The sequence below is a fragment of the Streptomyces sp. NPDC002701 genome, assembly GCF_042889045.1.
In the GTDB taxonomy this organism is placed as follows: domain Bacteria; phylum Actinomycetota; class Actinomycetes; order Streptomycetales; family Streptomycetaceae; genus Streptomyces.
Window position 1 is genome coordinate 1 of the sequence record NZ_JBIAQL010000003.1, and the last position, 18918, is coordinate 18918.

Genomic DNA, 18918 nt, shown 5'->3' on the forward strand with positions numbered 1-18918 from the left:
CGCATGATCGAGATCCGCAAACAGAACCCCGCCTTCGGCCTCGGCTCCTACACCGAGCTGCCGTCCTCCAACCCCGCCGTCCTCGCCTTCCTGCGCGAATACAAGGACGACCTGGTGCTGTGCGTGCACAACTTCTCCCGCTTCGCCCAGCCCACCGAACTGGACCTGCAGACCTTCGAGGGACGCCACCCCGTCGAGCTCATCGGCGGCGTCCGCTTCCCCGCCATCGGCGAACTGCCCTACCTCCTCACCCTCGCCGGCCACGGCTTCTACTGGTTCCGACTCCGAAAGGACGCGGTGTAGAAACCCCTGACCAACGGGCGGCGGGGCGGTTTCCTCCGCCCCGCCCTGGGCACGCAGTAGTAACACCCCGACTCCGGGTAAAGGACGCGACGCCATGTCCGAAGCCGTCACCCATTCAGTGCCCTCCGCCTCGACGAGCCCCGGCCTCCTTGCGTCCCTCGACCCACTGCTCCGAGAGTGGCTTCCACGGCAGCGGTGGTTCGCGGGCAAGGGCCGCCCCGTCACCGGGTTCTCCCTGGTCTCGGCGACGGAAGTACTGCCGCTCGACTCCCAGCTGGGGCTGCTCCACCTGCTCGTCCGCGCGCACCAGCCGGTCGTCCCCACCCAGGGTGCCCCCACGCATCCGGGCGACTGCTACCAGCTGTTGCTGGGCGTGCGCGAAGCGCTGCCACCACGGCTGGCGCCCGCGCTGATCGGCCATCCCGCACGGGGACCGCTGGCCGGACGGACCGTGTACGAGGCCCTGCACGACCCGCGGCCCGCCGACGTGCTCCTGGAGGCCCTACGGGAACAGGCGCACATCGGTGAGCTGCGCTTCGAGCGGGACACCCGGCAGGAGATCCGGGGCGACCTGGTGCCCCGCCTGGTGACGGCCGAGCAGTCAAACTCTTCTCTCGTCTATGGAGATACGTTCATCCTGAAGCTCCTGCGCAGGATCGTGCCGGGAGTGAACCCTGATCTGGAACTGCCGCTGGCGCTGTCCCGCGAGGGCTGCCCGCGGGTTCCGGCGCCCGCCGGCTGGATGCTCTCGGACCAGGCCGACGGTGCCGGCGACCCGTACGTCCTGGGTGTCCTGCAGCCGTTCCTCCAGGGCGCCTCGGACGGCTGGGAGCTCGCCCTGCGCGAACTCGCCAAGGGCGAGGACTTCAGCGGGGACGCGCGGGCGCTCGGCCGGGCCACGGCCGAGGTGCACATGGCACTGGCCAGGGCGCTGCCCGTCGTGACCATGGGACGCGGGCAGATGGAACTGCTCACGGACGGGATGACCGAGCGGCTGACGGCCGCCGTCCAGGCGGTGCCCGCGCTGCGGCCGTACGCGACCGGTCTGCGGTCCGCGTTCGACGCGCTCGCCGACCTGGCGAGCGAGGGCCGGACGTGGACGGCCCAGCGGATACACGGGGACCTGCACCTCGGTCAGTGTCTGCGGTCGCCGACCGGCTCCTGGTCGATGATCGACTTCGAGGGTGAGCCCTCCAAGTCGCTCGCCGAGCGCCGTCTGCCCCAGCCGGTCGCGCGGGACGTGGCCGGCATGCTCCGCTCCTTCGACTACGCGGCGCACTCGCTCCCCCGGGACCCCGGCTCCGCCCCGGCCGAGGCGGCGGGCCCGTCCGCCGTGCCCGGCTGGGCCGACGCGTGCCGGGCCGCGTTCTGCTCCGGATACGCCGAGGCGGGCGGGGGCGATCCCCGCATGGATCCGGTGCTGCTGCGCGCGTACGAGACCGACAAGGCCATCTACGAAGTCGTGTACGAGGCGCGGCACCGGCCCGACTGGCTGCCCGTGCCGATGGCGGCCGTCCGCCGTCTGGCCCTCCCCGATCCGTCCTGACACCCGCCCCACCCACCTCGCCCCGTCTGCGCTCTTCCCATCCATCCCTCTCGTTCCGTCCAGGAGGCTCCGCCCGTGACGCCCCGCCCGAACCCGCCCGGCAAGAAGCCGAAGAGCTCGAAGGCCAAGGCAAAGGCCAAGGCCGCCGACAAGGCCGCCGACAAGGCGACGGCCGAGCCGGCGGCGGAGGACGTAAGGACCGGGAAGACGGACCCCGCGTCCGCTCCCGTGCCCGTACCGCCCACGGAACCCGCGCAGGACACGGCCCCGGCCGCCCCGGTGGCGGCGGAGCCTGCCGCCCTCACGGCACCGGAGCCGGCCGCCCCCGTAACGCCGGACCCGGTCGCGGAGCCCGTGCCGGAGGTCAGGTCGGTGGCCGTGCTGGACCGGGCCGACCGGGAGCGGCTGCTCGGGGGCGCCCACCACGATCCGCACTCCGTCCTCGGGGCCCACCCCGTGCCCGGTGGCGTGGTCTTCCGGGCGCTGCGGCCCTACGCGCTCTCCGTGAGCGTCGTCACGGAGGGACTGCGGGCCGAGCTGGACGACGAGGGGGACGGGTTCTTCTCCGCCGTGCTGCCGCTGCGGGAGGTGCCGGAGTACCGGCTGTCCGTGGAGTACGAAGGAGCCGTGCAGGAGATCGACGACGCGTACCGCTTCCTGCCCACGCTCGGCGACCTCGATCTGCACCTGTTCGGCGAGGGACGGCACGAGCAGCTGTGGACGGTCCTCGGCGCGGAGCCGATGGAGCACCAGGGCGTGCCCGGCACGCGCTTCTCGGTCTGGGCGCCGAACGCCCGCGGGGTCCGGGTCGCCGGCACCTTCAACTTCTGGGACGCGACCGCGTTCCCGATGCGCTCGCTGGGCTCCTCCGGGGTGTGGGAGCTGTTCGCGCCCGGCGTCGCCGAGGGCGAGCTCTACAAGTTCGAGATCACGAAGCCCGACGGGACGAAGACGCTGCGCGCCGACCCGATGGCACGGCGTACGGAGCTGCCGCCCGCCACGTCCTCCGTGATCCACTCCTCGCGTCACGAGTGGCAGGACCAGGAGTGGATGGCGCGCCGGGCCGAGCGGCCGGCGCACGAGGCCCCGTTCTCCGTGTACGAGCTCCATCTGGCGTCCTGGCGCCCGGGGCTGACGTACCGTCAGCTCGCTGAGCAGCTGCCCGTCTACATCTCCGACCTCGGCTTCACGCACGTCGAGCTGATGCCGGTCGCCGAGCACCCCTTCGGCGGTTCCTGGGGCTACCAGGTCACCGGCTTCTACGCGCCCACCGCCCGCCTGGGCACCCCCGACGACTTCAAGTACCTGGTCGACGCGCTGCACCGGGCCGGCATCGGCGTGATCATGGACTGGGTGCCCGCGCACTTCCCCCGGGACGAGTGGGCACTGGCCGAGTTCGACGGGCGTCCGCTGTACGAGCACGAGGACCCGCTGCGGGCGGCCCACCCCGACTGGGGCACCCTGGAGTTCGACTACGGGCGGCGCGAGGTGCGCAACTTCCTCGTCGCCAACGCCGTGTACTGGTGCGAGGAGTTCCACATCGACGGGCTGCGGGTCGACGCGGTCGCCTCGATGCTGTACCTCGACTACTCGCGCGAGGCCGGGCAGTGGACTCCCAACGTCCACGGCGGACGGGAGAACCTCGACGCGGTCGCCTTCCTCCAGGAGATGAACGCCACCGTCTACCGGCGTGAGCCGGGTGTCGTCACGATCGCCGAGGAGTCGACCGCGTGGGACGGGGTCACCCGGGCGACCCACCACATCGGTCCCGGCGGCTTCGGCGGTCTCGGCTTCGGCCTGAAGTGGAACATGGGCTGGATGCACGACACGCTGGACTACGTCTCGCACGAGCCCGTCCACCGCCGGTACCACCACCACGAGATGACGTTCTCGATGGTGTACGCGTACAGCGAGAACTACGTGCTGCCGATCTCGCACGACGAGGTCGTGCACGGCAAGCGGTCGCTGGTGTCGAAGATGCCGGGCGACTGGTGGCAGCAGCGGGCCACCCACCGCGCGTACCTGGGCTTCATGTGGGCCCATCCCGGCAAGCAGCTCATCTTCATGGGTCAGGAGTTCGCGCAGGGCGCCGAGTGGTCGGAGGCGCACGGGCCCGACTGGTGGCTCCTCGACCCGTCGTACGGGGCGGAGGCCGACCACCGGGGCGTACGCGATCTCGTGCGCGACCTCAACACCGTGTACCGGCAGGTGCCGGCGCTCTGGGAGCTCGACACCGATCCCGCCGGGTTCGGGTGGGTCGCCGGGGACGCCGCCGAGGACAACGTCCTCGCCTTCCTCCGGCATGCCGCCGACGGGTCGCCGCTGCTCGCCGTGTGCAACTTCGCGCCGGTGGTGCGGCACGAGTACCGGCTCGGGGTGCCGGACGACGTGAGCGCGTGGCACGAGGTGCTGAACACGGATGCCGGGCGGTACGGCGGGGGTGACGTGGCGAACGTCGATCCCGTCAAGCCGGACGATCTGGCCTGGCACGGGCGCCCGGCCAGCATCCGCCTGACGCTGCCACCCCTGTCCACGGTGTGGCTCCGCCCGGCGTAGGGTTCTTCGCCCCCGCCGCCCCTTCCCGTCCCTGGGGGCTGCGCCCCCAGACCCCCGCAATCGCGCTGCGCGCTCGTCCTCAAACGCCGGACGGGCTGACTCAGTCAGCCCGTCCGGCGTTTGAGGACCGGGGGTTCGGGGGCTGGCCCCCGAGCAGTGACGGGAATGGGTAGGGGCGGCGGGGGCGAGAAACGTCTAGGCGGTCGCCGGCAGGGCCGCTTCCAGGGGCGCCGGGAGCGGGTCGGCGTGGACGATGCCCAGCGCCTGCGTGGCCCGCGTCAGGGCCACATACAGATCGGCCGTGCCGAACCGCCCCGGCTCCACCACCAGCACCGCATCGAACTCCAACCCCTTCGCCTGACGCGCGTCGAGCAGCACGACCGCCCGCGTCAGATCCGGCTCCTCCCCCGCCACCACACCGTCCAGCCGCGCGGCCAGCGCACCGTGCAGCGCCCGCGGCGCGATCACCGCGAGCCTCCCCTCGACGGGGGCGAGTTCGGCGACGGCCTTCTCCACGGCACCGGGCAGATCGGAGCTCCGGCGCACCCAGGGACGTACCCCCGTGGACCGCACCGAACTCGGCGGCTCGAAGGACGCGTGCTCGGCCCGCGGAACGGCCGCCGCCACGTCCATGATCTCGGACGGCGTGCGGTAGTTGACCGCGAGGCGGGTGTGCTCCCACCGGTCCTGCACATAGGGGTGGAGGATGTCGGACCAGGAACCGACACCCCCCGCCTCGGACGTCTGGGCGGGGTCGCCCACGAGCGTCATCGACCGCGTGGGACTGCGCCGCATCAGCAGCCGCCACGCCATCGGCGACAACTCCTGCGCCTCGTCGACGATGATGTGCCCGAACGCCCAGGTGCGGTCCGCGGCGGCCCGCTCGGCGGCGCTGCGGTGGTCGTCCTCCTCGTGGCGCTCGGCCATCCGCTCGGCGTCGATGATGTCGTGCGCCGACAGCACCTCCGCGTCCTCCACGTCCATGTCCTCGAACTCGTACGTCCTGGACGCGTAGGAGACGTCGAGGACGCCCTGCGCGTAGGCGACCTGCCGGTCCCGCTCCTGCTCGGCGGCGGCCCTCGTCGTCCGGTCGTCCTCGCCGAGGAGTTCCGCGGCCTCGTCGAGGAGCGGGACGTCGGCGGTCGTCCAGGCCCGGGTCACCGGCCGGCGGACCGCGTCCGCGTCCTCCCGCGAGAGGTAGGCGTCGGGCTCGGCGAGGAAGTCCGCGACGAGGCGCCGGGGGGTGACGCGCGGCCACAGCCGGTCGATTGCGGCCCAGACCTCGGGGTTCTCGGCGAGGTCGTCGCGGATCTGCGTGATGTCGCTCGGGTCGAGCAGGTTCGTGCCGTCGAAGGGGTCCGTGCCGATCCGCTCGGCGAGCATGTCGGTGAGAGTGTTGAAGATGTGGCCCTCGAAGTGCTCGCGGGCCACGTTGTGCGGCAGCTTCACCTCGCGGGCGCGGTCGCGGGCCACGCGCACGAGACCGGTGTCGAGCATCAGGACGTCCCGGTCGTGCTCGATCGCGATCACCGGGTCGGGCAGGGCCTGGCGGTCGCGTACCACGGCGGCGAGGACGTCTGCCATGTCGGCGCGGCCCTTCACGGCGGCGGCCTCGGGAGTGTCGGAGGCGGTGGCCCGTACGCCCGGGTACAGCTCGCCGACGGTCGCGAGCAGGACGCCCGTCTCGCCGAGCGCGGGCAGGACCTCGCCGATGTAGCCGAGGAAGGCGGGATTCGGGCCGACGATCAGGACGGCGCGCTTGGCGAGCAACTCGCGGTGCTCGTAGAGGAGGTAGGCCGCCCGGTGCAGCGCCACCGCCGTCTTGCCGGTGCCGGGGCCGCCCTCCACCACCAGGACCCCGCGGTGCGGGGCGCGGATGATCCGGTCCTGTTCGGCCTGGATGGTCTGCACGATGTCGCTCATGCGGCCGGTGCGCGCGGAGTTGAGGGCGGAGAGCAGCACGGCGTCCCCGGTGGGGTCCTCGTGTCCCGTGCGCCGCTGATCCCCCAGGTCGAGGATCTCGTCGTGCAGGGCGGTCACCGTACGGCCCTCGGTGGTGATGTGCCGCCGGCGGCGCAGGCCCATGGGTGTGTGGCCGGTGGCGAGGTAGAAGGGCCGGGCGACCGGGGCCCGCCAGTCGATGAGGATCGGGGTGTGTTCGGTGTCGTCGGCACGGATGCCGATGCGGCCGATGTGGTGGGTACGGCCCGAGGGGTCCTCCCCCGGTCCGGCGGCGAGGTCGATCCGGCCGAAGCAGAGCGAACCGTCCACCGCGTTCAGCGCGGCGAGCAGGCCGGAGCGTTCGGCGACGAGGACGTCCCGTTCGAGGCGGGCCTGCATGGGCGTGTTGCCCTGCGCGAGGGCGTCCGCGACAGCGCTCTCGGTGCCGCCGCGGAGCGCGTCGACGCGGGCGTACAGGCCGTCGATGAATTCCTGCTCACGGCACAGTTCATTGTCCGGAAATTCATTGGTCGAGTTTGTGTCTGTGTCGGTGTTCGAGGCCCTGTTTGACAATTCCGCTCCCAGCCGGATATACTGTGCGCAGTGAACTTTTCCGCGACTCTCTTATGCAAGTCGCGAACCATTCAATATACGCAAGAAAATCCCCCGCAGGCAATTCGCCTGCGGGGGATTTTCTCGTATGTCAGAGGACGTCCGCCAGCTCCTCCAGCAGTCGCCGTTTGGGGCGGGCGCCCACCATCGACTTCACCGGCTGCCCGTCGCGGAACACCATGAGCGTGGGCATCGACAGCACCCCGTACGCGTTCGTGGTCTCCGGGTTCGTGTCCACGTCCAGCTGCACCACCTTGAGCCGGTCGCCCTCCTCGGACGCGATGGCACTCAGCACCGGCGCGATCTGCCGGCACGGCGGGCACCAGTCCGCCGTGAACTCCACCAGCACGGGAAGCTCCGCGCCGATCACCTCCGACGCGAAATCCGCGTCCGTCACCTCGGCCACACCTGCCGCCCTGATCACCGCGTCCGCCTTTCTGTCTTCTCCGTCTGCGCCCGTGCCTGTGTTTGTGCCTGTGCCTGGAATTCGGGGATCGTCCCCGAAGGAGTGAGCTCGCACACCGGGTCCGGGCCGCCCGGGATCGACGCCTCGGCCGCCAGTTCGCCCATCGCCCGCTCGGCCCGCGCCAGCTGCCCGCCGACCTGCTCGCGTACGGACCGCAACTCCGCGATCAGCGCGTCCAGTTCGCCGAGCTTGCGGCGGTACACGGCGAGCGAGGCCGGACAGGCGTCGCCCTCCGGGTGCCCGGCCCGCAGACACTCCACGAAGGGCCGCGTCTCCTCCAGGTCGAACCCGAAGTCCTGCAGCGTCCTGATCTGCCGCAGCAGCCTCAGGTCGCCCTCGTCGTACGTCCGGTACCCGTTGCTTCCGCGCCGCGCGGGCAGCAGGCCCCGCGACTCGTAGTACCTGAGCGTCCGCGTGGTGGTCCCGGCCCGCGTCGCCAGCTCGCCGATTCGCATGCCGTGACGGTAATCCTTGACGCCGGCGTCAGGGCAAGGGCGTCACCGCCGGGGCGGGCGTACGGACTCGATGGTGCGCGTCCAGCTCTCCTTGGCGTGGCCGCGGGCGACGGCCTCGTCGTACCCCTCCTTGACCGGGCGGAGGGTACGTACGTCGAGGCCGCGGTGCTCGGCCCACTCCAGGACGTGGCCGACACCGGCCGCCATCATGCCGAGGTTGGCCTCGTCGCCCGGGTGGCTGCCCGCGTCGACGTCCCGGGCGGCCCCGGCGGCGAGGGGCGGCAGGATGGCCGTGATGGTGTCAAGGTACGGGACGAGGTCGGTCGCCCGCACTCCGTCGGCGCCGGCCAGCGCGAACGCGTGCAGCAGGCCGTGGATCGAGGAGTAGAAGTAGTCGAGCAGGGCCAGGTCGTGGACGGCGGCCAGCCCGTGGTCCTCGCCGAGGTGGGCCACCTTGCCGCCCAGCGCCTTCAGGGTCGTCTCGTACGCGTCGTACGCGGTGCGGGGGCCGCTGAGCAGGAGCAGCGCTTCGGGCTGCCCGACCATCGGGACCGGCACCATGACCGAGCCGCCGAGGTAGTCGACGGCGTGCTCGGCCGCCCAGGCGGCGGTGGCGCGGGAGCGGTCGGGGGTGTCCGAGGTGAGGTTGACCAGGAGCCGGCCGGGGAGTTCGGCGGCCACGGCGTCCAGGACCGAGCGGGCCGCGGCGTGGTCGAGCACGCAGACGACGACCAGCTCGGCCGGGCGGACGGCTTCGGCGGCGGTGTCCGTCCGGACGGCGCCGCGTGCCTCCAGGTCGTCGCCCTTGCCCTTGGTGCGGTTCCAGACGGTGGTGGGGTGGCCTGCCGCCAGGAACGCGGCGGCGAGGGCGTGGCCCATGGCTCCCAGGCCCAGGACCGCGACGGGGGTTTTCGTTGCCGGGGTGCTGTTCTGATCATGGTCGGGTGTCATGGCGACCATGCTCTTGTGGGGCCGCAACCCCTACAAGTACGCACTTTTTTCTCAGACACTGACCAATAGGTAAGCGACGGCCTGGGCCGCGTGTGCGCTGCGGGCCGCGGGGGTTCCCCGCGCCCCTGGAGGGCGGGGGGGTACGGGGACATGTCCTGTGCCGGCCGGCCTGGGCTGAGCGCGCCGTTCCCCGCGCCCCTAGGAAGTGGGGGGTGCGGGGAGATGTCCCGTGCCGGCCGACTGTGGCTGAGCGCGCAGTTCCCCGCGCCCCTAAGGGCGCGGGGGCGCGGGGATGCGGGGCGTAGCCCCGTTTTTTAGGGGCGCGGGGAACTGCGCGAGCGGCCGCCGCGGAGCCGCAGCCGGGTGGGTGCTCCGGGGCCCCGGGGACCGGGCGGCTGAGCGACGGGGGAAGTGCTCAGCCGCCCGGGGTCGGGAGGACGCGGCTCGGTTATGCCTTCGCCAGCGTCTTGTCGCCGGGCTGGCCGGGCACCCCCGCCGAGCCCGGACCCGCGTCGTCGTCGGGGTCGGCGTCGACCCGACCCCCGTGCCCGTCGTCCAGCAGCGTCGCCTCGTCGAACGGCACGTTCCCCGCGAGCACCTCGTCGACCCGGGCCCGGTCGATCTCCTTGGTCCACGTACCGATCAGCACCGTCGCCACGGCGTTGCCCGCGAAGTTCGTGAGGGCGCGCGCCTCGCTCATGAAGCGGTCGATGCCGACGATCAGGCCGATGCCGTCCACCAGCGCCGGCTTGTGGGACTGCAGACCACCCGCGAGGGTGGCCAGACCGGCGCCGGTGACCCCCGCCGCGCCCTTGGAGGCGACCAGCAGGAAGAGGAGCAGCGGGATCTGCTCGCCGACCGACATCGGCGTACCCATGGCGTCGGCGATGAACAGCGAGGCCATGGTCATGTAGATCATGGTGCCGTCGAGGTTGAAGGAGTAGCCGGTCGGGACGGTGATGCCGACCACCGGCTTGCTGACGCCCAGGTGCTCCATCTTCGCGATGAGCCGCGGCAGCGCGGACTCGGAGGAGGACGTGGACAGGATCAGCAGGAACTCCCGGCCCAGGTACTTGAACAGCGCGAGGATGTTCAGGCCGGCGATGAGCCGCAGCATCGCGCCGAGCACGATGAAGACGAAGAGGAAGCAGGTGACGTAGAAGCCGAGCATCAGGACGGCGAGGCTCTTGAGGGCGTCCACGCCCGCGGAACCGGTCACCGCCGCGATGGCGCCGAACGCACCGATGGGCGCCGCCCACATCACCATGGCGAGGATGCGGAAGACGAGCCGCTGGATGTGCTCGATGCCGCGCAGGATCGGCGCACCGGACGACCCCATGGCCTGCAGCGCGAACCCGGCGAGCAGCGCGATGAGGAGGGTCTGCAGGACCTCACCGCCGGTGAAGGCGGAGACGATCGTCGTGGGGATGATCCCGAGCAGGAACTCCTCGGTGTTCTTCGCCTCGGTGACCTGCCCCTGGCCCGCTTCCTTGACCGCGTCGGTCACCGCGAGACCCGTACCGGGCTCCAGGATGTTGCCGACGACCAGGCCGATGGCCAGCGCGACGAACGACATGACCACGAAGTAGCCGAGCGCGATGCCGCCCACCGCGCCGACCTTGGCGGCCTTGCGCACCGAGCCGATGCCCAGGACGATCGTGCAGAAGATGATCGGCGAGATCATCATCTTGATCAGGTTCACGAAGCCGGTACCGATCGGCTTCAGCTCGACGGCGAAGTCGGGGGCGATCAGACCCACGGCGATACCGGCGGCCACGGCGATGATCACCGCGATGTAGAGATAGTGCGTGCGGTCCCGCTTGGCGGCGGGAGCGGCAGGTGCCGTATCGGGTGTGCTGGTCACGGCTGCCCTCCTTGACGACGTCGTCGGCATCATCCGGCGTGCGGCTCACGTCCGGGGGTTGTCGGTGACTATCTCCCAGCGTGTGAGGGCGGTCACCCTTCCGTTCATTACGTTCACGCATTTCCGGCCAGGCAGACTGTTTCCATGCGCCTCCCCCGTGCCCCACGACCTCGCAGCCTGGCCGGCCAGCTCTTCGCCATGCAGGCCGTGCTCGTCGCGGTCGTGGTGGCGGGCTGCGCGCTCTTCACGTACGTCAGCGACCGCAGCCAGGCCGAGGACGCGGCGGGCCGGCAGGCCATGGGGGTGGCCCGCTCGGTCGCGAACTCGCCCTCCGTACGGGAGGCCATCCGCACCGCGGACCCGACCCGGACGCTCCAGCCGTACGCGGTGGCGGTGCAGCGTGACGCGCAGGTCGACTTCGTCACGATCATGAACCCGGGGGGCATCCGCTGGACGCACCCGAACGAGGAGCTGATCGGCAAGCATTTCCTGGGGCACACCGAGCGGGCGCTGCTGGGCGAGTCCTTCACCGAGACGTACACCGGGACGCTGGGCGAGTCCGTGCGTGCGGTGACGCCGATCCGCGACGGCGGCCGGATCGTCGGCCTGGTCAGCGCGGGCATCAAGGTCGACGAGATAAGCGCGCGGGTCGAGGAGCAGGTCAGGGCCCTGTTCGGGGTGGCCGCCGCGGCGCTGGCGCTGGGCGCCGTCGGTACGTACGTCATCAACGCCCGGCTGCGCCGCTCCACCCACGGGATGAACGCGGCCGAGCTCAGCCGGATGCACGACTACCACGAGGCCACGCTGCACGCGGTGCGCGAGGGGCTGCTGATGCTGGACGGGCAGTACCGGGTGGCGCTGATCAACGACGGCGGGCGCGAGCTGCTCGGGGTGGTCGGCGCCGTGGTGGGCCGCTCGGTCGCGGAGCTCGACCTGCCGGCTCCGCTGACGGGGGCGCTGCTGTCGGGGGAGCCGCGGGTGGACGAGGTGTACCTCACCGAGTCGCGGGTGCTCGTCGTGAACACCTCGCCGGTGTCGGGCGGCGAGCGCCGGGGCACGGTGGTGACCCTGCGCGATGTCACCGAACTGCAGTCCCTGATGGGCGAGCTGGACTCGGAGCGCGGTTTCACCACGGCGCTGCGCTCGCAGGCCCACGAGGCGGCGAACCGGCTGCACACGGTCGTCTCGCTGATCGAGCTGGGCCGGGCGCAGGAGGCCGTCGACTTCGCCACGGCCGAGCTGGAGCTGGCGCAGGCGCTGACCGACCAGGTCGTCGCGGCGGTCAGTGAGCCCGTCCTGGCGGCCCTGCTGCTGGGCAAGACCGCCCAGGCGAACGAGCGCGGTGTGGAGCTGGTGGTCTCCGAGGACAGCAGCATCGACGACGGCGTGCTGCCCGAGTCCCTCACCGCCCGCGATCTGGTGACGGTCCTGGGCAACCTGATCGACAACGCGGTCGACGCGGCGCAGGGCTCGGTGGGGGCCCGGGTCACCGTCACCGCGCTCGCGGACGCGGAGGGCCTCGTCCTTCGGGTCACCGACACGGGGGCGGGGGTGGACCCGGCCCACGCGGAGGAGGTCTTCCAGCGCGGCTGGTCCACGAAGCCGGCCGGGCCGGGCGGGCGCGGTCTGGGTCTGGCCCTCGTACGGCAGGCGGTGGCACGTCACGCCGGCACCCTCACGGTGACGACGCCCCCCGACGCCGGCGCGTCCTTCGAGGCCCGCCTCCCCCTCCCGCCCACCGCGACCGAACCGCCCACGGCGACCGGACGGGCGGGGACGACCTCACAGGCCGGGGCAACCGGACAGGCGGGGACGGCCGCACCGACCGGGGCCCGCTCCGAGCCCCTCCTGGCCGTCCCCACCCCCACCCCCACCCCCGATCCCGGGACCGGGCCCACGCGGGAGTCCGGCCGTCCCACCCCGCACGGAGGCACCGTATGAGCACGTCCTCTCCGCGTCAGGACATCCGGGTGCTGGTCGTCGAGGACGATCCCGTCGCGGCGGACGCGCACGTCCTGTACGTGGGACGCGTGCCCGGGTTCACCGCGGTCGGCAAGGCGCACACCGGCGCGGAGGCCAGACGGGCGCTGGACCGCGCGCCCGTGGACCTGCTGCTCCTCGACCTCCACCTGCCGGACGTCCACGGCCTGCAGCTCGCCCGCTCGCTGCGGGCCGCCGGCTACCAGGCGGACGTCATCGCGGTGACGTCCGCACGCGACCTGACCGTCGTCCGGGAGGGCGTGTCGCTCGGGGTCGTGCAGTACGTGCTCAAGCCGTTCACCTTCGCCACCCTCCGGGACCGGCTCGTGCGCTACGCCGAGTTCCACGCGGCGGCCGGCGAGGCCAGCGGCCAGGACGAGGTCGACCGCGCCCTGGCCACGCTCCGGGCGCCCGGCCCGGCCGCCCTGCCGAAGGGGCTGAGCGCGCCGACCCTGGCAAAGGTCACCCGGGCCCTGCGCGACTGCGAGGAGGGGCTGACCGCGACGGGCGTGGCCGCGGCCGTCGGCATCTCGCGGATCACGGCCCGGCGGTACCTGGAGCATCTGGTGGACGCGGGACGGGCGGGCCGCAGCCCGCAGTACGGACAGGTGGGAAGGCCGGAGCTGCAGTACCGGTGGGTGAAGGGGTGACATACCGGCAGACGTGGTGTGCCGGGGTGTCCGGAAAATCCGGCGTGCCGGGGCACACGGGTCACCACGGGTGACGACTCGGCACGGATCCGTGAGGCAGCCCGTGCAAGGTCATTGACCTGGCCGGACCACTGCTCTTACGTTCGGGCAACCGAACACGGCCACAACGACGTCGGCCAGCAGGAGGTCGTACCCGTGCGTCCCACCGCCGCCCCCCTTCTTCTCGCGACCCTGCTCACCGCCACCGCGCTCAGCGCCTGCGGCAGTGACTCCGGCAGTGATCCGGACACCGTGGAGATCTCCTACAAGCAGTCGACGGACAACTCCATCCGTGTCATGGACACCTATCTCGCCGACATCAAGAAGCAGTTCGAGAAGGCCCACCCGGACAAGAAGGTCGAACTCGTTCCGATCAAGGCCCCGGACTCGGAGTACTACACGAAGCTCCAGCAGATGCTCCGCTCCCCCAAGACGGCGCCCGACCTGGTCTACGAGGACACGTTCCTCATCAACTCCGACATCACGAGCGGCTACCTCAAGCCCCTGGACCCGTACCTCGACAAGTGGGAGGACTGGGGCCAGTTCATCGACACGGCGAAGTCGGCGGCCAGGGCGCAGGACGGGAAGACGTACGGCGTCCCGGACGGCACGGACACCCGTGGCCTCTGGTTCGACAGGGGCATCTTCAAGAGGGCCGGGCTGCCGGCGAACTGGCAGCCGAAGACCTGGGACGACATCCTCGACGCGGCCCGCACCATCAAGGAGAAGGTCCCCGGCGTCACCCCCATGAACGTGTACACGGGCAAGCCCGCGGGCGAGGCCGCCACCATGCAGGGCTTCGAGATGCTCCTGTACGGGACGGCCACCGGGGCGACGGAGAGCCCGCTGTACGACACCGCCTCCGAGAAGTGGATCACGGGGAGCCAGGGCTTCGAGGACTCGCTGCGGTTCGTCGAGACGGTCTTCAAGGAGAAGCTCGGCCCGGACGTCTCGGACGCCCTCGACCCCAACTTCGCGACCAGGGTCCGCGGCGAACTCCTCCCCGAGGGCAAGCTCGGCATCAACCTCGACGGCTCCTGGCTCCCGCAGGACTGGCAGAAGGGCAGCGGCCACGAGTGGCCCGAGTGGTCCGAGAAGCTGGGCCTCGCCTACATGCCGACGCAGAACGGCCAGTCACCCGGGAAGGTGAGCATGTCGGGCGGCTGGACCTGGGCGATCCCGAGCAAGGCGGGCAACCCCGACCTGGCCTTCGAGTTCGTGAAGACGATGCAGACGAAAGCCAACGCGCAGAAGTGGTACATCGCCAACTCCGGCATCGCGGTGCGCACGGACGTGGCCGAGGACCCCGCGTACGTGGAGGCGCAGCCCGGCATCAAGTTCTTCACGGACCTGGTGGCGACCACGCACTACCGTCCCGCGTACCCGGCGTACCCGAAGGTGTCCACCGCCATCCAGGAGGCCATGGAGGGCGTGACGACGGGTGACAGCTCGGTCGAGGAGGCGGCGAGGAACTACGACGAGGAGCTGAAGACGGCCACGGACAACCAGGTCATCAAGAAGTGAGGCTCCGCACCCTCACCCGGACCCTGCCCGTCTCCCCCGCGCTCGTCCTCCTCGTCCTGTTCCTGGCCGGTCCGATCGCGTACTGCGCCTACATCGCCTTCACCGATCTGCAGCTCACCGGCCAGGCCGAGTCGTCCTTCACCGGCTTCGACAACTTCCGCACCGCGTTCCAGGACGAGGCGTTCCTCAACGCCGTGTGGCTGACGCTCGTCTTCACGGTCCTCAGCTCGCTCATCGGGCAGAACACGCTGGGCCTGGCCCTGGCCGCGCTGATGCAGCGGGCGTCGAAGCCGGTCCGTACGCTCACCGGCGGGATCGTCGTCACGGCGTGGGTGCTCCCGGAGGTGGTGGCCGGCTTCCTCCTCTACGCCTTCTTCCGCCGCGAGGGCACCCTGAACGCGGTCCTCGACTGGCTGCATCTGCCGTCCCAGAACTGGCTGTTCACGCTGCCGATCCTGGCCGTGTCGTTCGCGAACGTGTGGCGCGGGACCGCCTTCTCGATGCTGGTCTACTCGGCCGCGCTGAACGAGATCCCGAAGGAGATCACCGAGGCCGCGGAGGTCGACGGCGCGGGCGGCTGGCGCCGCATGTGGCACATCACGCTCCCGATGATCCGCCGTTCCATCGGGACGAACCTGATGCTCAACACCCTGCAGACCCTCTCGGTCTTCGGGCTGATCTGGGTCATGACGAGGGGCGGCCCGGGAAACCGCAGCCAGACCCTCCCCCTCTTCATGTACGAACAGGCGTTCCAGAAAAGCATGATCGGCTACGGGACCGCCGTCGCCCTCCTGCTGCTGGTGGTCGGCTCCCTCTTCTCGCTGGTCTACATGCGCCTGCTGCGGACGGAGGTCTGAGATGGCCGCGCGTACGACGCTCACCACCCGCCGCGCCCACCGCCGGCACGCCGCCGACGCGGGCCTGCTGTTCGTCGCGGCCGCGTTCGTGCTGCCGCTGGCCTGGGTGATCCTGTCCTCCCTGGACCCGCACGCCGGTCTGAAGGTGAAGGTGCCCGACGGTGTCACGCTCGACAACTTCGACGCGGTCCTGAAGCCGGACATCACCTTCACGCCCCTGCTCAACAGCCTGATCCTGTGCGGCGGCGCGACCCTGCTGACGGTGGTCTGCGCGGCCCTGGCCGCGTATCCGCTCTCCCGTTTCCGGTCCCGGCTGAACCGCCCCTTCCTCCTCACGATCCTCTTCGCGACGAGCCTGCCGATCACGGCGATCATGGTTCCCGTGTACGCGCTGTTCGTGCAGGTGGACCTGATCGACACGATGCACGGCACGATCCTCTTCTTCGCGGCCTCCCAACTGCCGTTCGCCATCTGGCTGATGAAGAACTTCATGGACGGTGTGCCGAAGGAGCTGGAGGAGGCGGCCTGGACGGACGGCGCCTCGTCGTTCCAGTCGCTGCTGCGCATCGTGCTGCCGTTGATGGGGCCCGGCGTCGCGGTGGTGACCGTCTTCTCGTTCGTGATGATGTGGGGGAACTTCTTCGTCCCGTTCATGCTGCTGCTCTCCCCGGACCAGATGCCGGCGTCGGTGAGCATCAACGACTTCTTCGGAAACCGCGGGACGGTGGTCTACGGACAGCTGGCCGCGTTCTCGATCATCTACTCGACGCCGGTGATCCTGCTGTACGTCCTGGTGTCCCGGCGGCTGGGCGGTGGGTTCGCGCTGGGCGGGGCGGTCAAGGGGTGAGGGGCCGGGCGCGGCGGTCAGGGGGTGGGGCGCCGGGCGCGGCGGAGCGCAAGAAACGCGCCGCCGGTTCTCCTCCTCCGTACGGCCGGCCGGCGTCCCGGCCATGGCGTACCCGCCTTCGAGGGCCGTCCGCACGCTCGACACCCGCGGCGCGCCGTCCTCGCCCGACGTCGCCGGACGCGCGGGGTCCGGCACCCACGGACGCCCGCGAATTGCCTGTCGACCCTGCTCACGAGGCATGCCCCACCCGGGCCGGTCGTAGGGTCCGGCCGCGCGGGCCGTCCGTCCGCCGCCCCCCGCCGCCGTCCGTGCGGACCGCGTCGGCCCGCAGGACGGCCGCCGGGCACCCGTGCAGCCTCGGACACCCGTCCGAAACCGTAGCTTCCCACAATCCGTGTTCCTGGCCGAACAGACCGTAGTCATCGCAGCCCCGGGCCCATACGGTGTGCGCGTGCACCGACAGTCGGCCCCACAGCCCACCCCGCCCTTCGACGCCTCCACCGCACGCAGGCTGCGTGCCGCCCTCGGCATGGGGCCCGAGCATGTCGCCCACGGGATGCGTACCTCGTTCGGACTGCCCCATGTGACGCCCGACCTGGTCGTCGCCTGGGAACGGGGCCTCGCCACGCCGGGCACCGGCGAACTGACAGCGCTGGCGGGCGTGTTGTGGTGCTCGCCAGGTGAACTCATCGGCGCTCCGCGGACGTTGCGCGAGCACCGCGTCGCCCGCGGTCTGGCGGCCGAGGACGTCGCGCGTGCCGTGGGGCTCGAACTCCTCGCGTACGTACGGATGGAGGAGGCGGACGAGTGGCGCGGCAGCGAGCGCCAGTCGTCGGCGCTCGCCGAGGTGCTCGACCTCGCACTGGCGGACCTCGTCGCGGTCACCGGGCGCGAAGCCAAGCTGGCGGAGATGCTGCGGGGCGCGGTGACGACCCGCTGGCAGGCGTACGTCCGCCCGGTCGGCAAGCTGCTGCCGATGGAGCGGCGGACCGTGGGGCACGCGCTGCGGGCACTGCACACCGAGTACCAGAGGCAGCTGGTGCCGACACCGGGCAGCTGGGGCGGCGGTGCGGGGGCCGCCGAGGCCGACGACGCGGACGGCGACTTCCTGGACCGGATCGTCGACCGCTTCTGGTCGGCGGTCCGCCGCGACGGCGCGGGCAGTGTCTGACAGCCGCGCCCTAGAAGACGGACTCCGCCTCGTCGATCCGGTCCTTCGGGACCGTCTTCAGTTCGGTGACCGCCTCGGCCAGCGGCACCATCACGACGTCCGTGCCACGCAGTGCCGTCATCCGGCCGAACTCACCCCGGTGCGCCGCCTCCACCGCGTGCCAGCCGAAGCGCGTCGCGAGCACCCGGTCGTACGCGGTCGGCGTGCCGCCCCGCTGGATGTGGCCGAGGATGACCGGCTTGGCCTCCTTGCCGAGGCGCCGCTCCAGCTCGTACGCCAGCGCCGTCCCGATGCCCTGGAAGCGCTCGTGGCCGAACTGGTCGATGGCGCCGTGGCCGTAGTCCATGCTGCCCTCGACCGGGTGCGCGCCCTCGGCGACGCAGACGACCGCGAACTTCTTGCCGCGCGAGAAGCGCTCCTCGACCATCTTGACCAGGTCCGCCGGGTCGAAGGGCCGCTCGGGCAGGCAGATGCCGTGGGCGCCGGCGGCCATGCCGGACTCCAGGGCGATCCAGCCGGCGTGCCGGCCCATGACCTCGACGACCATCACCCGCTGGTGGGACTCGGCGGTCGTCTTGAGGCGGTCCATGGCCTCGGTGGCGACCCCCACGGCGGTGTCGAACCCGAAGGTGCGGTCCGTCGACGAGATGTCGTTGTCGATCGTCTTGGGGACCCCGACCACCGGCAGGCCCGCGTCCGACAGCATCCGCGCCGCCGTGAGCGTGCCTTCGCCGCCGATCGGGATCAGCACGTCGATACCGAATTCACGTGCCATGTCCTGAGCGTTCTCACAGGCTTCACGGAGGCGGTCGCGCTGGAGGCGGGAGGAGCCGAGGATGGTGCCGCCGCGGGCCAGGATGCCGCTGACGGCGTCCAGGTCGAGTGAGCGGTAGCGGCCTTCGAGCAGGCCCGCGTAACCGTCCTCGAAGCCGATGACCTCGGCGTCGTAGTTGGTGACGGCGCGGTGCACGACCGACCGGATCACGGCGTTCAGTCCCGGACAGTCGCCGCCTGCGGTGAGAACTCCGATACGCATCGTGCTGTGTCTCCTGCTCGCTGTTGGACTGTGTCCCCTGTGGTACCTGAGAGCCAGTCCGATTGTTTCACGGGCGACAGGGGGCCGCTGTCCGCGCCCGACCTGGCGGGTCCCTTATCC

General features: G+C 71.3%; 15 protein-coding genes. 9 read left to right on the forward strand and 6 right to left on the reverse strand.

The window, feature by feature from the left end:
• From ACFYXC_RS08415 to glgB, 3 genes are all read left to right on the forward strand, one after another.
• A partial coding sequence (locus ACFYXC_RS08415) for an alpha-glucosidase C-terminal domain-containing protein (RefSeq protein ID WP_389548500.1) occupies positions 1-303 on the forward strand: 303 nt, incomplete at its 5' end.
• A 94-nt stretch (positions 304-397) separates the two neighbouring features.
• Positions 398-1849 (forward strand): maltokinase, encoded by a 1452-nt coding sequence (locus ACFYXC_RS08420; protein WP_388912846.1) that lies wholly within the window; start codon positions 398-400, stop codon positions 1847-1849.
• A gap of 75 nt (positions 1850-1924) precedes the next feature.
• The gene (gene glgB / locus ACFYXC_RS08425) at positions 1925-4405 is read left to right on the forward strand and encodes a 1,4-alpha-glucan branching enzyme (protein WP_389548503.1); all 2481 of its coding nucleotides are present in this window, start codon (positions 1925-1927) and stop codon (positions 4403-4405) included.
• Between the two features lie 195 nt (positions 4406-4600).
• On the opposite strand, the gene ACFYXC_RS08430 is transcribed toward glgB, so the two are convergent.
• The 5 genes from ACFYXC_RS08430 to ACFYXC_RS08450 form a co-directional block, all read right to left on the reverse strand.
• Positions 4601-6919, reverse strand: a complete 2319-nt coding sequence (locus tag ACFYXC_RS08430; RefSeq protein ID WP_389548506.1) for a HelD family protein — start codon at positions 6917-6919, stop codon at positions 4601-4603.
• Between the two features lie 130 nt (positions 6920-7049).
• Complete coding sequence (gene trxA, locus ACFYXC_RS08435; RefSeq protein ID WP_388912838.1) at positions 7050-7382, reverse strand: thioredoxin; 333 nt, start codon at positions 7380-7382, stop codon at positions 7050-7052.
• Complete coding sequence (locus tag ACFYXC_RS08440) at positions 7379-7879, reverse strand: MerR family transcriptional regulator (protein ID WP_389548510.1); 501 nt, start codon at positions 7877-7879, stop codon at positions 7379-7381. The genes trxA and ACFYXC_RS08440 overlap by 4 nt, the downstream gene beginning before the upstream one ends.
• Positions 7880-7921: 42 nt before the next feature.
• Positions 7922-8830: an NAD(P)-dependent oxidoreductase gene (locus ACFYXC_RS08445; protein ID WP_389548513.1), complete on the reverse strand. Its 909-nt coding sequence runs from the start codon at positions 8828-8830 to the stop codon at positions 7922-7924.
• A gap of 448 nt (positions 8831-9278) precedes the next feature.
• Positions 9279-10694 (reverse strand): cation:dicarboxylate symporter family transporter, encoded by a 1416-nt coding sequence (locus ACFYXC_RS08450; protein WP_389548516.1) that lies wholly within the window; start codon positions 10692-10694, stop codon positions 9279-9281.
• Between the two features lie 144 nt (positions 10695-10838).
• Here ACFYXC_RS08450 and ACFYXC_RS08455 point away from each other — a divergent pair, with 144 nt between their 5' ends.
• The 6 genes from ACFYXC_RS08455 (at position 10839) to ACFYXC_RS08480 (ending at position 17762) form a co-directional block, all read left to right on the forward strand.
• Complete coding sequence (locus ACFYXC_RS08455; protein ID WP_389548518.1) at positions 10839-12635, forward strand: ATP-binding protein; 1797 nt, start codon at positions 10839-10841, stop codon at positions 12633-12635.
• Positions 12632-13324 (forward strand): response regulator, encoded by a 693-nt coding sequence (locus tag ACFYXC_RS08460; RefSeq protein ID WP_388912828.1) that lies wholly within the window; start codon positions 12632-12634, stop codon positions 13322-13324. Before ACFYXC_RS08455 ends, ACFYXC_RS08460 begins: the two co-directional genes overlap by 4 nt.
• A 195-nt stretch (positions 13325-13519) precedes the next feature.
• Positions 13520-14887: an extracellular solute-binding protein gene (locus ACFYXC_RS08465; RefSeq protein WP_388912825.1), complete on the forward strand. Its 1368-nt coding sequence runs from the start codon at positions 13520-13522 to the stop codon at positions 14885-14887.
• Positions 14884-15744, forward strand: coding sequence for a carbohydrate ABC transporter permease (locus tag ACFYXC_RS08470; protein ID WP_389548523.1), 861 nt, complete (start codon positions 14884-14886; stop codon positions 15742-15744). Before ACFYXC_RS08465 ends, ACFYXC_RS08470 begins: the two co-directional genes overlap by 4 nt.
• A gap of 1 nt (position 15745) precedes the next feature.
• Positions 15746-16591 (forward strand): carbohydrate ABC transporter permease, encoded by an 846-nt coding sequence (locus tag ACFYXC_RS08475; RefSeq protein WP_389548526.1) that lies wholly within the window; start codon positions 15746-15748, stop codon positions 16589-16591.
• Positions 16592-17036: 445 nt separating this feature from the next.
• Positions 17037-17762, forward strand: a complete 726-nt coding sequence (locus tag ACFYXC_RS08480; protein WP_389548529.1) for a helix-turn-helix domain-containing protein — start codon at positions 17037-17039, stop codon at positions 17760-17762.
• Between the two features lie 10 nt (positions 17763-17772).
• Here the strand turns inward: ACFYXC_RS08480 and ACFYXC_RS08485 are convergent, their stop codons facing one another.
• Positions 17773-18798: an ATP-dependent 6-phosphofructokinase gene (locus tag ACFYXC_RS08485; RefSeq protein WP_388912814.1), complete on the reverse strand. Its 1026-nt coding sequence runs from the start codon at positions 18796-18798 to the stop codon at positions 17773-17775.
• Between the last annotated feature and the right edge of the window lie 120 nt (positions 18799-18918).